11 protein-coding genes are annotated in these 13,384 nt (G+C 72.4%); 3 read left to right on the top strand and 8 right to left on the bottom strand.

What is annotated here, in order from left to right; translation table 11 throughout:
- Window positions 1–49 precede the first annotated feature (49 nt).
- The 4 genes from ABZ459_RS14175 to ABZ459_RS14160 all read right to left on the bottom strand — a co-directional run bounded on the left by ABZ459_RS14175 (window position 50) and on the right by ABZ459_RS14160 (window position 4,110).
- Window positions 50–1,141 (bottom strand): NDP-sugar synthase, encoded by a 1,092-nt coding sequence (locus ABZ459_RS14175; protein WP_357970202.1) that lies wholly within the window; start codon window positions 1,139–1,141, stop codon window positions 50–52.
- A gap of 20 nt (window positions 1,142–1,161) precedes the next feature.
- Window positions 1,162–2,280, bottom strand: a complete 1,119-nt coding sequence (locus tag ABZ459_RS14170; RefSeq protein WP_357970199.1) for a glycosyltransferase family 1 protein — start codon at window positions 2,278–2,280, stop codon at window positions 1,162–1,164.
- Between the two features lie 97 nt (window positions 2,281–2,377).
- Window positions 2,378–3,286, bottom strand: coding sequence for a lysylphosphatidylglycerol synthase domain-containing protein (locus ABZ459_RS14165; RefSeq protein ID WP_357970196.1), 909 nt, complete (start codon window positions 3,284–3,286; stop codon window positions 2,378–2,380).
- Window positions 3,283–4,110, bottom strand: coding sequence for a class I SAM-dependent methyltransferase (locus tag ABZ459_RS14160; protein WP_357970194.1), 828 nt, complete (start codon window positions 4,108–4,110; stop codon window positions 3,283–3,285). The genes ABZ459_RS14165 and ABZ459_RS14160 overlap by 4 nt, the downstream gene beginning before the upstream one ends.
- A 90-nt stretch (window positions 4,111–4,200) precedes the next feature.
- On the opposite strand from ABZ459_RS14160, the gene ABZ459_RS14155 reads away from it, so the two are divergent.
- Complete coding sequence (locus ABZ459_RS14155) at window positions 4,201–5,160, top strand: lysylphosphatidylglycerol synthase transmembrane domain-containing protein (protein ID WP_357970191.1); 960 nt, start codon at window positions 4,201–4,203, stop codon at window positions 5,158–5,160.
- Here ABZ459_RS14155 and ABZ459_RS14150 read toward each other — a convergent pair.
- From ABZ459_RS14150 to ABZ459_RS14135, 4 genes are read right to left on the bottom strand one after another with little or no spacing between them, the layout of a single operon-like run.
- On the bottom strand, window positions 5,061–6,125 hold the full coding sequence (locus tag ABZ459_RS14150) for a glycosyltransferase family 4 protein (RefSeq protein ID WP_357970188.1): 1,065 nt from the start codon (window positions 6,123–6,125) through the stop codon (window positions 5,061–5,063). The two genes, ABZ459_RS14155 and ABZ459_RS14150, sit on opposite strands and share 100 nt — an antisense overlap.
- A gap of 3 nt (window positions 6,126–6,128) precedes the next feature.
- On the bottom strand, window positions 6,129–7,058 hold the full coding sequence (locus ABZ459_RS14145; RefSeq protein ID WP_357970185.1) for a glycosyltransferase family 2 protein: 930 nt from the start codon (window positions 7,056–7,058) through the stop codon (window positions 6,129–6,131).
- A gap of 52 nt (window positions 7,059–7,110) precedes the next feature.
- The gene (locus ABZ459_RS14140; protein ID WP_357970183.1) at window positions 7,111–7,944 is read right to left on the bottom strand and encodes a hypothetical protein; all 834 of its coding nucleotides are present in this window, start codon (window positions 7,942–7,944) and stop codon (window positions 7,111–7,113) included.
- A 33-nt stretch (window positions 7,945–7,977) separates the two neighbouring features.
- Window positions 7,978–10,002, bottom strand: a complete 2,025-nt coding sequence (locus tag ABZ459_RS14135) for a glycosyltransferase family 39 protein (protein WP_357970180.1) — start codon at window positions 10,000–10,002, stop codon at window positions 7,978–7,980.
- 65 nt (window positions 10,003–10,067) lie between these two features.
- Here ABZ459_RS14135 and ABZ459_RS14130 point away from each other — a divergent pair, with 65 nt between their 5' ends.
- The gene (locus ABZ459_RS14130; protein ID WP_357970177.1) at window positions 10,068–11,573 is read left to right on the top strand and encodes a hypothetical protein; all 1,506 of its coding nucleotides are present in this window, start codon (window positions 10,068–10,070) and stop codon (window positions 11,571–11,573) included.
- A gap of 143 nt (window positions 11,574–11,716) precedes the next feature.
- Window positions 11,717–13,345, top strand: coding sequence for an LCP family protein (locus ABZ459_RS14125; protein ID WP_357970174.1), 1,629 nt, complete (start codon window positions 11,717–11,719; stop codon window positions 13,343–13,345).
- Window positions 13,346–13,384 lie beyond the last annotated feature (39 nt).

Below are 13,384 nucleotides of genomic sequence, written 5' to 3'. Positions count from 1 at the left end.
GCCGCGCGGCGGCGGGTGGTCGCTCACCCGCGCGGCACCGGCGGGCGGGTCACACGTCGCTGGAGTAGCGGACCGCGCGCTCGGGCAGCTCGATGCCCGGCCAGACGCGCACCCCGCCCTGCAGCTCGTTGCCCGGCCCGACCACCGCGCCGTCACCGATCACCGCGTCGCGCACGACCGTGCCGGCGCAGATCCGGGCGCCCTTGCCCACGACCGAGTCGTTCACCGTGGCGCCGGCCTCGATGACGCTGTCGTCGCACAACACCGAGCCCACCACGGACGCGCCCGCCTCGACGACGGCCCGCGCGCCGACGGTGGTGCCGCCCTGGACCTTGGCCTCGGCCGAGATCTTCGCCCCGTCGAGGGCGAGGTGCTCGCCCTGCGGGCCGGGCAGCGCCGGCGAGGCGAGCCGCCCGAGCACCAGGTCGCGCGAGCCCTTCACGAACGCGGCCGGAGTGCCCACGTCGAGCCAGTACGTGCGGTCGGCATAGCCCAGCACCAGCTCACCGGAGTCGATCAGCCCGGGGAACGTCTCGCGCTCCACGGAGACCACCTCGCCGCGCGGGATCGAGTCGATCACCGAGCGGGTGAAGACGTAGCAGCCGGCGTTGATGCGGTTGGTGACCGGGTTGGGGGTCTTCTCCAGGAACGCGGTCACCCGTCCGGACTCGTCGGTCGGCACGCAGCCGAACCGCGTCGGGTCGTCCACCTCCGTCAGGTGGAGCGTTACGGCGGCGCCGCGCTCGCAGTGGGTGCGCACCTGGTCGCCGATGTCGTGGCCGGACAGGATGTCGCCGTTGAGGATGAGCACCGGGTCGGAGGGCCCGCAGGTGAGCGCCTCGGCGGCGTTGCGGATGGCCCCGCCGGTGCCGAGCGGCGTCTCCTCGGTCATGTATTCGAGGGAGAGCCCGAGTGCCGACCCGTCACCGAAGGCGGGCTCGAACATCGCCGCCTTGTACGAGGTCGCGAACACGATCCGGCGTACACCGAAGGACCGGGCACGGGCGAGTTGGTGGGCCAGGAACGGCACTCCGGCGGTCGGCAGCAGCGGCTTGGGCGTGCCCAGTGTCAGCGGACGCAGGCGTGTGCCCTGCCCCCCGACCAGGAGGATCGCCTCGAGGTCTGGCAAAGAGCTCTCCATCACTCCGTGAGAGTAGCGAACTATTCGATTGCGCGTTGATAAGAGTTGAGATGCGCCTCCGCCGAGGCCTCCCAGGTGAATTCGCGAGCCCGCGCCCGCCCGGCCTCCTGCAACTGCCGCCTCCGATCGGAGGAGGCAAGCAGCTCGCCCAGGGCGTCGGCGATGCTGTCCGCGTCCGGCTCAGTGTAGGCGACGGCGTCGCCGCCCACCTCGGGCAGCGAGGTGCGGTGGCTGGTGAGGACCGCCGCGCCGCAGGCCATGGCCTCCAGCACCGGCATGCCGAAGCCCTCGCCCCGCGAGGGGAACGCCACGACGAGCGCCCCGCCCAGGAACCCCGGCAGATCGGGCGCGCGCAGGTATCCCGGCCTGATCACCCGGACGGTGGCCTCGACCTCACGGCAGGCCGCGTCGACGTCGTCCTCGTGCACGCCGCCGCCGAGCACCAGCGCGGGCGGCGTCTCCAGCCGCTTGACGGCGGCGGCGAAGCCGCGGATCAGGTTGGGCACGTTCTTGCGGGGGTCGAGGTTGCCGAGGAAGGCCACGTACGGCTGGCCGCGCAGCCCGCACCTGATGGCCGCCCGGCGGACCTCGTCCTCGCTCGGCGGGTGGAACTGGGCGAGGTCGACACCGTGGTAGGCGACGTCGATGCGGGTGGGGTCGGCCGACAACACGCGGACCAGCTCGTCCCTCGTCGCCTTGGACGGCACGATGACGCGCCGGGCGTGCCGGACGGCGGTACGCGTGGCCGAGCGGAAGAACGCCGCCCTGGCCGGGCTGTGCTGCTCGGGCTCGGTGAACCAGGTCACGTCGTGCACCGTCACGACGGTCGGCAGGCCGGAGCGCAGCGGCATGGAGTAGTAGGGGGCGTGGATGGCCTCGGCCCCCGTCTGGCGGGCGAGCAGCGGCACGCCGGTCTGCTCCCAGGCGAGCCGGGCGGCCCTGTTGGTGATGGCGACGGGGCCGGGGACGACACGGGCCGAAGGCGCCAGCCGCTGGTACCTTTCCGCTTCCGCACGCTGGCAGACCACGACCAGATCGGTCCCTGCCTGGTGGAGCGCGGCCACGAGCCCGTCCACGTACCGGATCAACGCACCACGGTCGGCGGGGACCGCGGCGGCATCGACGAGCACTCGAGGCATTACGTGGATCTTCTCCCCTCAAGATCGACGTGGGACCTGGCAAGTCCCCCCTCTTTGATTCAGCTTATGACCACCCTCCCCCAAATCGTGGGCCAAATCACACCGAGTCGCGACGTGCGGCAATTCCCGCCATACCTGCGCAGATCAGGTCCCCCATGATGATGACGATGCGGGAGCAGAGGGCCACCGCGATGGCCGCGCCGCTGTCGAGCACGGGGGCGAGCACCGCCACCATCGCCAGCTCGCGCACCCCGGCACCGGCCGGCACGACGAAGGTCACGATGCCCAGGCACCACGACAGGGCGAACGCGCCGACGGCGAACAGCAGGCCGCCCTGCGGCGCGACGAAGTAGAAGTGCACGCCGTAGGCCGTCCAGCCGGCCAGCGCCCAGCCGAGCGCGGTGAGCATGCCGCGGCGGGTGAGCGGACGCTCCAGGGGCTCGCGCTTGAGCTTGCGCAGGCCGAAGCCGATCACGCCGTTGACGACCTTGGGCTCCAGCAGCACCAGCAGCAGCGGGATGAACAGCAGCACCCAGCCGAACCGGTGCCAGCCGAGCGTGACCAGCGTGACGAGCAGACCGCTGGCGATCTGGACGGGCATCATCAGGAAGAACGCCGCGGCGCTGCGCGGACGCGGCACGCCGAGGTCGCGGCCCATCTCCATCTGGGCGAGCACCGGCCAGACCGCGCCGGGGATGTACTTGCCGAGCTGACCGACGAAGAACACCTTGGCGGCCGGCCGCAGCGGCAGCGGCGAACCCAGGTCGGCCAGCAGCGTGCGCCAGGTGAGCATGGCCCCGAGCAGCGCGGCGACCACGGCGACGAGCGACCCGGCCAGCGCCGGCCACGACAGCCGGGCGAACCCGGCCACCACGGCGTCCCACTGCCTGGCCACCGCCCACGCGCCGAAGGCGAGCGCGACGGCGAGGAAGCCGAAACGCAGCAGCCGGCGCGGCAGCGACCGCTTGGGGATCGCGCTCGCGCCGGTCTCGTCCACGAGGCTCACAGCGGCAGGACCCGCTCGGGCGGCTGCGGCAGCGCCGGCCCGGTGGGCCTGCGCGGGGTCTTGGTGGCCACCCACAGGTACGTCGGCACGACGGGCAGCAGCAGCCGCAGCACCTCGCGCGGCGCGCGGGCCAGCACCGCCTTGACCAGCCGGCCCGGCAGGCCGGGGAACAGCTCCGACCCGGCGAACGTGGTCGGCGTGGCCAGCACCGGGAACGTGTAGTCCCACACGTGGAAGGCGCGCAACATCCGGCGCAGCCCCCGCCGGGTCCTGAACCGCTCGTAGTAGTGGTCGGCGCGGCCGGACGCGCGCACGTAACGGTCGGCCAGCGCGGGCGGCAGGTACGACAGGAACGGCAGCTTGTAGTGGGGCTCGACGACCCCGAGCCGGTTGCCGAGCCCGAGGTAGAGCACCCCGGTGTCGGACAGCACGCGGTGCATCTCGGCCACCACGGCGTCGGGGTCGACCACGTGCTCGTAGATGTGGTTGAACACCAGCACGTCGATCGACCCGTCGGGGAAGGGCAGCGCCGTGCCGTCGCCGCAGACGAACGCCACCCGCTCGCCGAACCGGTCGGCGGCCTTGCGCAGCCCCGGCACGTCGATGTCGATGCCCAGCGTGTGCTTGGCCCCGGCCTGGGCCAGCTCGTCGGCGATGAACCCGGCCGAGCAGCCGACGTCGCCCACGGTCAGCCCGCCGAGCGGCCCCTGGAAGTGCTCCAGCACGGCGATGATCTTCGCGGCCTTGCGGCGGCGTTTGTCCTCGTCGAGCATGGCCGACTGGAATTCGGAGTACTCGAGCTGCGCGACCCGTTGCTTGCCCACGTCGCCCAACAGTACCCGCGCCGCGGGCCTCGGCAGGCTGACCTGGCCCACATGCTGGCTCTCCCCCGGGCTCCCGCGTAGCCTGGGCTGATGTTGCGCCGCCTGCTGCGCGTCCTGCTCGCGCTGGTCGCCCTCGCCTTCCTCGGCTACGGCCTGGCGCGGAACTGGCACGACACCACGCAGGCCCTGGCCAGACTGTCGCCGTGGGCGGTGCTCGGGTCGTTCGGGGCGGTGCTGGCCGGGCAGGTCTGCATGCTGGTGGCCTGGCGGCAGATCATGGCGGGGCTCGGCACCCGGCTGCCGCTGCGGGTGGCCGGACGGATCATGTTCGTGGGCCAGCTCGGCAAGTACATCCCGGGCGCGGTGTGGGCGTACGCGGCCATGATGGACCTCGGGCGCGATCACGGGAGCCCGCCGCGGCGCACGTTCGCCACGATCTCGCTCGGGCTGGTGGTCAACCTCGGCGTCGGCATCTCGATCGCCGCCGCCACGCTGAGCTCTCACGAGGCGGTCCGCCGGGCCTGGTACGTGGTGCTGCTCGTCCCGGTGATCATCGTGTGCCTGCATCCCAAGGTGCTCACCTGGGGGCTCAACCTGGCGCTGCGCATCGCCCGCAAGGAGCCGCTGGAGAGCGTGCTGCCCGGCCGCACGGTCGTCGTCGCGGTCGCCTGGACCGCGCTCGGCTGGTGCGTCTACGGCCTGCACACCTGGCTGCTGTCCGGCCGCCCCGACCTCTACCTGGTGGCGACCGGCGCGTACGCGTTCGCCTGGTGCACCGGCATCCTGGCCTTCGTGGTGCCCGCCGGGGTGGGCGTGCGGGAGGGCGCGCTCGTGCTGGTGCTCGGGCCGGTCATCGGCACCGCTCCGGCCATCGCGGTGGCGATCGTGTCGCGGCTGGCGTTCACGCTGGCCGACGCCGTCGCCGCGGGGGTGGCGTTCGTGCTCGCCCGTCAGATGCCGAGCAGCGTGCCGGCGTACGCCGCCCAGAACGGCTCGGGATCGACCGCCTTGACCCCCGACCGCAACCTCTCCGGCTCGCCCGAGGCGTAGAAGCGCTCGATCGCCGCGCGCAGCGCCCCGGCGTCGCCCGGCTCGACCAGCAGGCCGTCGACGCCGTCGGTCACGTGGTCGGCCAGCGCGCCCACCCGGGTGGCGATCACCGGCACGCCGTGCTCGTGGCCGAGCCAGACGTTCTGGCTGGCGGTGGCGCTCCGGTACGGCAGCACCAGCGCGTCGGCGGCGGCGAACAGCTTCGGCACGTCGGCGGCGGGGACGTACCCGGGCCGCAGCTCCACCCGGCCGGCCAGGCCCAGCTCGTCGATCAGCGCCTTCGTCCCGTCGAGGCCGCCCCAGAACTCGCCCGCCACGGTCAGCGAGATCCCCTCGGGCAGCGCCCGCAGCAGCAGGTCGAGCCCCTTGTACGGGCGTACCATCCCGAAGAACAACAACCGCCGGCGCACCCCGCCGGACTTCTCGGCCGACGTGGACGGCAGGTGCGGCGGCAGCCCCGCCACCCCGACCGGCTTGCCCGGCGCGAGCCCCCTGGCCAGCTCGGCCTGCTGCTCGGAGTGGGCCAGCACGCCGTCGACCCGCCGCAGCAGCGCCTTCATCAGCGGCTGGTCGTACGGCTTGCGCTCGTGCGGCAGCACGTTGTGGCAGAGCGCGACCGTCCGGGCCTTCCGCCCGATCCCGGACAGGATCCCCAGGTACGGAGGAACCTGCACGGAGCTCAGCACCGCCAGCACCACCAGGTCGGCCGTGCGCAACCGGCGCCCCGCCGCGAACCACCCGTCGGGCCGCCGCCAGTCGAGCCGCCGCGCGGTCCGCGGGTACGGCGTGCCCTCGGGCTCGGAGATCGTCTGCTGCCCGGGGTAGAGGAACGACGGGTACTGGGCCCGCCACGACTCGATCACCACGTCGTGGCCCTGGGCCGCCAGCCGATGCGCCAGCTCGGTGGTGTGCTGCGCCCCGCCACCCTTGTACGGATGGGTCGGGCCGACGATCGCGATCCGCACGCGCTATTCCCCCCGCGACCGCACGATCAGGTCGGCCAGCAGCGCCACCGAGCCGATCAGCAGGCCCGACAGGAAGATCATGACCGTGTTGGCCGGGAAGTAGAACGGCTGCCGGACCATGTCCCAGACGCCCTTCACGAACCCGATCGCCACCAGCCAGAGCGCGGGCGGCATGAGCACCTTGAGCGGGTTGAAGTACATGATCATCCGCAGCACCTGCAGGATGTAGCGGTAGGCGTCGGAGACGAAGCTGAACTTCGACTTGCCGGCCCGCTTGGCGTACTCGATCGGCAGGTAGTAGACGTCGTGCTGGTTGGACAGGAACGACAGCGTGATCGTCGTGACGCAGGAGAACCCGGGCGGCAGCAGCCGCAGATAGGGGCGGGCCACCGACTTGCGGAACGCGCGCAGCCCCGAGTTGAGGTCGGGGATCTTCTGGCCGGCGAGCTTCTCGGCCACCTTGCGGATCACCCACTTGGCAGGCACCCGCAGGATCTTGTGCGACCCCTCCTCGCTGGTGCGCGCGCCGACGACCTGGTCGACCGTCTGGTCCTTCTCCAGGATCTGGACCAGCTCGGGGATGCGCTCGTTGGGGTAGGTCATGTCGGCGTCGGTCCAGACGACGATCTCGCCCCTGGCCTCCTGCGTGCCGATGCGGCGCACGGTGCCCGAGCCGCCGTTGCGGTGGAAGGCGCGGATGCGCAGGTGGGGGTATTCGGGCGCGGCCTCTTCGAGCCGGGCCAGGGTCTGGTCGGTCGAGCAGTCGTCGACGGCGACCAGCTCGTAGGTGTAGCCGCTGGAGTCCATCGCCCGCGTGATGCGCTCGACCTCGTCGATGACGTGGTCCTGCTCGTTGTAGCAGGGCAGGACGATCGTGACGTACGGCGCTTCTTCCACGGCAGGTCCACTCTTGGGGGTCTCAAGCGTGCTCACGGGGGTCGAGGGTACTCTGCCCCGCTGGAAGCCGAGTCCACATCGACGGGCTTTACACTCGCTTGATCAGCTGTGACCATCCTACGCCGGGCATCCTGAGCATCTCCTGACCGACGGCCCTGGCCCTGGCGGGGTCGTCGAACCGCACGTACAGCACCTCGGGGATCTCGGCGAGCGTGAGAGGCCGCGCGTCGCCCCGATAGAGCCGGGCCAGCCGCAGCCCGAACGGCTTGTCCTGGAGGAACACCTCGGCCACGCCGTCCAGCTCGCGCAGCCGGGCCACGACGGCGTCGCGCTGCGCCTCGGAGGCCACCGTCCGGCAAGCGGCGTCCTCCTGCCACTGACCGCACATCACGACGGTCAGGTCGGCCTTGCCCTGCCAGAAGTCGGGCATCCGAGGCAGGAGCAGGACGCCCTTCTCCCCGGCCAGCCCGCGCCGGACGGCGTCGTAGTCGGCCGGGCCGCGCACCCCGCCCTCGATCTGTGGGACCCAGCCCCCGGCGCGGAGCCCCGTCAGGCCCTCGGTGACGACCGCCGTCTGGGCCCAGCGCCGCTCGATCTCGTCGGCGGGCACCAGCGTGGGCGCGACCGCCTCGGGGATCCGCCGGACCAGCGCCAGCACCCGCTCGGCGGTGCCGCGCGGGCAGCCCTGGGTGCCCTCGGTGCACAGCGTGACGGTGAAACCGTCCACGACGGGCAGCGCGCCTTCCGGCGGAGGTGAGGCCTGGAGCGAGCGCAGGTGCAGGGCCCAGCCGCCCCCGCCGAGCGCCGCCACCAGCAGGACGGCCGCCACGATCATCGCCGCCGTCCTCTGGTGGGCTCTGATCCAGGGCCGTAACCAGGGCTCCCGGTCGTCGCCGAACGACAGCTCGTCGGTGTCAGACATGTCCAGAACTATCGCGATCTTCCCGGACCGGGGTCAACCCACCGCCATCCATACGTTCACCCGCAACGACCAGGTGCCATTGGGCGGGTCGACGAGCGAGCGTTCGTCCTGGCGCGTCGCCAGGGCCATGATCTGGCGCGGCGTTCCGTAGGGCGCCACCTGACCGGGGTCGGCGGCCAGCACGACCGGCACCCGGCCGGCCGCCCTGACCCTCTCGACGGCGGCCCGGACCTCCGGCTCCGCCGCCAGGTCACGCCCTGGGGGCCGCGCCACCTGCGCCGCCGGACGTCCGCACATCCCGCGGACGAGCTGGGTGAAACGGTCGCCGGTCACCCGCTCGACGAAGAGCACCGACGCCTCGGCCGGGAGCGCCGCGCACATCGACCGGACCGCCGCCGCCTCCCCCCGCTCGACCGGCGTGAACGCGGTGCCGATCGAGGTCACCACCGGCGGCGCGAGCACCAGCAGCACCCCCGCGACCGTCGCCCACCGCCGGACCGGCTCCCGCGGCCACGACCGCTCGCGCAGCCAGCCGAGGCCCCACACCGCCAGCACGATCAGGCCCGGGATCACGACCGGGACCAGCCGCCGGGAGGCCCACGGCTGGTCGGGGGTGATCTCGGGCCGCAGCAGCGTGGTGACCGTCGTCCAGCCGATCACCGCCAGCGGCAGCAGCCAGACGAACGGCCGGCCGTCGCGCAGCAGCCTGCGCAGCAGCACGGCCGCCGCGAGCGTGGCCAGGACGACGGCCGGGATGCCGATGTACCAGGTCACCCAGTGGAGCGAGAGCTCGAAGTAGAGCCGGTCCGCCTGGACGGGCAGGCCGTTCGCCTGCTGGATCTGGGCGATGAACTCGGCCGTGCGGGCGTCGTCGACGTTCGCGGCCTTCCTGGTCACGGTCTGGAACCAGGGGCGGGCGTACAGACCGGCCATCACCAGCACGACCAGCACGGCCCCCGCCGTCGGCAACCACCGCGGCGGCCGGATCCCGGCCAGCGCGGGCGCGGCGGCCACGCCGACCGGCGTGAGCACCAGCACCACCGCGCAGATGAGCAGCAGCGGCCGAACAGACCCGGACAGATACTCCAGATACGGCCGGGCCAGCACGTACGCCGCCAGCAGCCCGAGCCCCGCCCCCGCCACCAGCCCCGCCAGCAGCGGCACCCCCACAGCGCCCTGCGGCCGGCCCGAGCGCCGCATCGCGACCAGCAGCCCCGCGTACGCCAGCACCGGCAGCACGTCGCGCAGCCCGTCGACCCTGACCAGCACCGCCAGCCCCAGGACCAGCCCGGCCGGCAGCCCCTGCCGCCAGCCGGGCCGCTCGGCCTCGATCGCGTCCTGGGCCAGCGCCAGCCCGCCGAACAGCAGGATCAGCGACGGGATCTCGCTGAACGTCGTGCGCGAGGTGTAGAGGATCGGCAGGCTCACCGCGAACGCCGCCGCCGCGAGCACCGCCCACCGGCCACCGGCCAGCCGCGCCGCCACCCCGGCCACCGTCAGCACGGCCAGCGCCCCCAGCACGGCCGGCACCGCGAACGGCGCCCCCAGCCAGTCGCCGATCGCGAACACCAACGGCGGCCCCGGCATGAACTGCGGCACCACCCCGCCGTCCACCGGGTACGTGCCGACGCTGTCGAAGTACAGGGATGGGTGGTGGCCGCCGAACGCCGCCGCCTGATCCGGGATCGGCAACGAGCCGTGCCCGGCGATCCAGGCGGCGTACTGGGCGTAGGTCGCCGGGTCGCGCCGGACGAGCAGCTGCTCGGAATGCATGACGACGTTGAACACACCCGACCCGGCGGCCACCGCCACGACCCCGGCCACCTGCCAGGGCGTGGCCTGGACGCCCTGGCCCGCGCCCCGCCTCCCGCGCAGGACGCCGCGCGTGCCCGCCCAGCACAGCAGCGCCGCCGCGGGCACTCCGAGCAGCAGCGCGGGCAGCGGCGCGAACCGGCCGGCCAGCAGCAGCGGCAGGCCCACGAGCAGCCAGCCGGCCAGGGCGAGCGCGGGCGACACCGACAACGCGGCCAGGAGGCGGCCCGATCGATCACGTTCCATCGGTGAGCGAGCGTATCCAACACCGCGGTCACGGCGTCCGCGGAAACGCGGGTAGCGTACGCGAGGTGCAGGAGGAGCGGGATGACCAGCGGGTGAATCCGGAGCCGCGCGCGGGGACCCCCGCCCGCGTCCAGAAGCCCAAGTGGTTCGCGCGCGTCCGGGAGCCCGGGTGGTGGCGGCGGCACGGCTGGTTCGCCGGGGTCCTGGCGGTCGGCGCGGCCCTGCGCGCGCTCGCCATGCTCGGCTACCGCCCGGCCCTGTGGTTCCCCGACTCCTACACCTACGTCGTCACCGTCTTCCGGCCGCGCCCCGACCTGGTGCGCCCGGCGGGCTACTCGATGTTCATGAAGCTCCTGGAGCCCTTCCACGGCTTCTGGGCGGTCACCGCCGCGCAACACCTGCTCGGCCTGGCCACCGGCGTTCTCGTCTACGTGGCCGCGCGCCGGGCCCCGCGCTGGGCGCGCACGCTCGCGGCCGTGCCGGTGCTGCTCGACGCGTACCAGATCGAGCTGGAGCACCTGCTGGTCTCCGACACGCTGTTCCTGTTCCTGGTCGTGGCCGCCGTGACGCTGAGCCTGACCGAGAAGCGCGCCACCGTCGCCGCCGTCGGCCTGCTGCTGGCCGCCGCCACCCTGACCAGGACCGTCGGCCAGCCGCTGATCGTCGTCCTGGCCGCGTGGTTCGTGCTGCGCAGGCGCGTGGGCCTGGCCGGGGTGCTGCTCGCCGCCGCGCTGGTCCCGGTCATCGCCTACGGCGGCTGGTTCTACGCCACCTACCACCGCGTCGGCCTGGTGGGCGCGAACGGCGTCTTCCTCTACGCCCGCACGATGTCCTTCGCCGACTGCGCCAGGATGAACCCGCCGGCCGACCTGCGGGTGCTGTGCGACCCCCGTCCGCCGGAGCTGCGTCCGCCGTCGCAGGAGTACATCTGGAGCAAGGACTCCCCGCTGGTGAAGCTGCCGGGGATCACGTTCTCGACGGCGAACGACGACCTGGCCTCCAGGTTCGCGACCCTCGCCGTCACCAGCCAGCCGCTCGACTACGCGGGCTCGGTGCTGGCCGAGCTGGCCCGCACGTTCGCGTGGGGGCGGCCGGTCTACCCCGACGCGGAGATCTACGCCTACTACGAGTTCCCGGTGACCCCGCCCGGACCACCTGGCCGCTATCCCGCGCAGGTCGGCGCCGACTATGCCAAGCTCTACGAGCAGGGTGCGATCGGTACGGAGATCGTCGAGCCCTACGCCGGATGGCTGCGGGGCTACCAGAGCGTGGTGCGCCTGCCCGGCCCGGTGCTGCTGGCGCTCCTGCTCGCGCCGCCCGTCGCGGCCGCCGTGCGCCGGGCGCGGGGCCTGCGGCACGCCGGTCCGCCGGCGTGGCTGGTGCCCTGGGCGGCAGCCGTTGTGTTGCTCGTCACACCGCCCGCCGTGGCCGAGTTCGACTACCGGTACGTGCTCCCGGCCGTGCCTCTGGCCTGCCTCGCGGGGGCCCTGAGTGTCCGGCCTGACCTGCGGAGACGGTCAGAAAGCGGGAAAGACTTTGGCAATGATATTCCACGAAATGTCCGGCTCTGAGTATGCTGTGCCGCGGAAACATCACGCCCGGGTCACGGTCGTTTCCGGCGGTCATGGCACCGGGCACGCCGTACGTGACCTAATCTCGTGGCGCGGAGCGACCAAGCCGGCGCGTTGGCGCAAGGAACGAGGCTAGGGGGCGTATGAGTGACTACAGGAGCGCGTCCGTCCAGGACGCCAGGGTCGCCCCCAGCGCTCCGGGCAGCCGGATGGCGCGAAGGGCCGCGGGCTCCCCGCCTCCCCCGCCCGACGACCGGCCCACGCGCGGCCACCGCGGCGACGGCGGCGGCGGTCAGGGCAAGATGCGGGTGCTGGCCTGGGTCAGCATCGCCGCCACCACGGTCATGGTGGCCGGCGCGCTGACCGGTTACACCGTCTACCGCGACGCCTTCGGCAACATCACCCAGAAGAGCGTCAAAGAGGACATCATCAACCCGCGTCCGCGCGACACGGGCGCGCTCAACGTGCTGCTCGTCGGCTCCGACACCCGCGCGGGCAAGGGCAACTCCAAATACGGCCAGCAGCTCGCCAGGACGGCCGACGCCGGCGGCAAGCGCACCGACACGATCATCGTCATGCACATCTCCCCCAACCGGGACAAGGCGCGCCTGATCAGCTTCCCGCGCGACTCGATGGTGCAGATCCCGAAGTGCAAGAACGAGACCACCAAGGCCGAGATGCCGCCCCGCCGGGACATGATCAACTCGGCGTACAACTCCGGCGGCATCGCCTGCACGATCTCCACGATCGAGACGCTCACCCAGATCCGCATCAACCACTTCGTCGAGGTCGACTTCAGCGGCTTCAAGAACATCGTCGACGCCCTCGGCGGCATCGAGATCTGCCTCAAGTCCGGCGTCAACGACAGGGCGTCCCATCTCGTCCTGCCTCCCGGCAAGAGCCTGCTCAACGGCGAGAAGGCGCTCGGTTACGTACGCCTGCGCCACTACGGCGACGGCAGCGACATCCAGCGCATCAAGCGCCAGCAGATCTTCCTGAGCAAGGTCATCGCCAAGGCCACGAGCAGCGAGCTGCTCACCGACATCGGCAAACTGACCGGCTTCATCAAAGCGGCGGCGGGCTCGGTCACCATGGACCCCGAGCTGGCCAACGACACCCAGCAGCTCATCGACATCGCCACCAGCGCCAAGGAGCTGACCGCGGGCGGCGTGCAGCTCACCACGATCCCGTGGCTGCCCGACCCTCAAGACACCAACCGGGTGATCTGGAAGGAGCCCGACGCCTCGGCGCTGTGGGCCTCGATCATCAGCGACACCGAGGTCGCGAGCCCCTCGCCGAGCGCCAGCGCGACCACCAAGCCCAAGGTCACGCCGAAGCCCGAGCAGGTGAAGGTCCAGGTGCTCAACGGCACCACCACGCCGGGCAAGGCCCGCCTGGTGGCCGACGAGCTGGCCAAGCAGGGCTTCAACGTGGTCGGCGTGGGCAACTACCAGGCCGCCGACGGCGCGAGCCTGCCCTCCAGCGAGATCCACTACGCCAAGGGCGCCGCCACCGGCGCCGACTACGCGGCCGTGCTGTCCGGCGCGGTGCTGCCCAAGCCGGCTCCCGCGGCGGGCAAGGTCACCGCGACCAACCCCCAGCCCTACACCTCCGGCACGACCGGCACGGCCGCCGGCGCGGGCGGCAAGGGCGCCCCGGTGATCCAGCTCGTCGTCGGCTCCGACTTCAAGTCGGTCAAGGTGACCAAGCTTCCTGACAGCGTGAACAACAGCACCATCACCGCCGCCGACCAGAAGAACGTGTGCACCTGAGGCTCCAAGTTCCCTGTGGAACCGGACCTCTCGTGAGAC

The organism is Nonomuraea sp. NPDC005692 (assembly GCF_040631115.1).
Lineage (GTDB): Bacteria > Actinomycetota > Actinomycetes > Streptosporangiales > Streptosporangiaceae > Nonomuraea.
This window is presented reverse-complemented; position numbering and strand designations above follow the sequence as displayed.

Excerpts from the sequence above, each read along its gene's own strand:
- ABZ459_RS14135 (WP_357970180.1), bottom strand. The coding sequence starts at position 10,002 with ATGGAACGTGATCGATCGGGCCGCCTCCTGGCCGCGTTGTCGGTGTCG.
- ABZ459_RS14125 (WP_357970174.1), top strand. The coding sequence starts at position 11,717 with ATGAGTGACTACAGGAGCGCGTCCGTCCAGGACGCCAGGGTCGCCCCC.
- ABZ459_RS14170 (WP_357970199.1), bottom strand. The coding sequence starts at position 2,280 with ATGCCTCGAGTGCTCGTCGATGCCGCCGCGGTCCCCGCCGACCGTGGT.
- ABZ459_RS14155 (WP_357970191.1), top strand. The coding sequence starts at position 4,201 with ATGTTGCGCCGCCTGCTGCGCGTCCTGCTCGCGCTGGTCGCCCTCGCC.
- ABZ459_RS14175 (WP_357970202.1), bottom strand. The coding sequence starts at position 1,141 with ATGGAGAGCTCTTTGCCAGACCTCGAGGCGATCCTCCTGGTCGGGGGG.
- ABZ459_RS14140 (WP_357970183.1), bottom strand. The coding sequence starts at position 7,944 with ATGTCTGACACCGACGAGCTGTCGTTCGGCGACGACCGGGAGCCCTGG.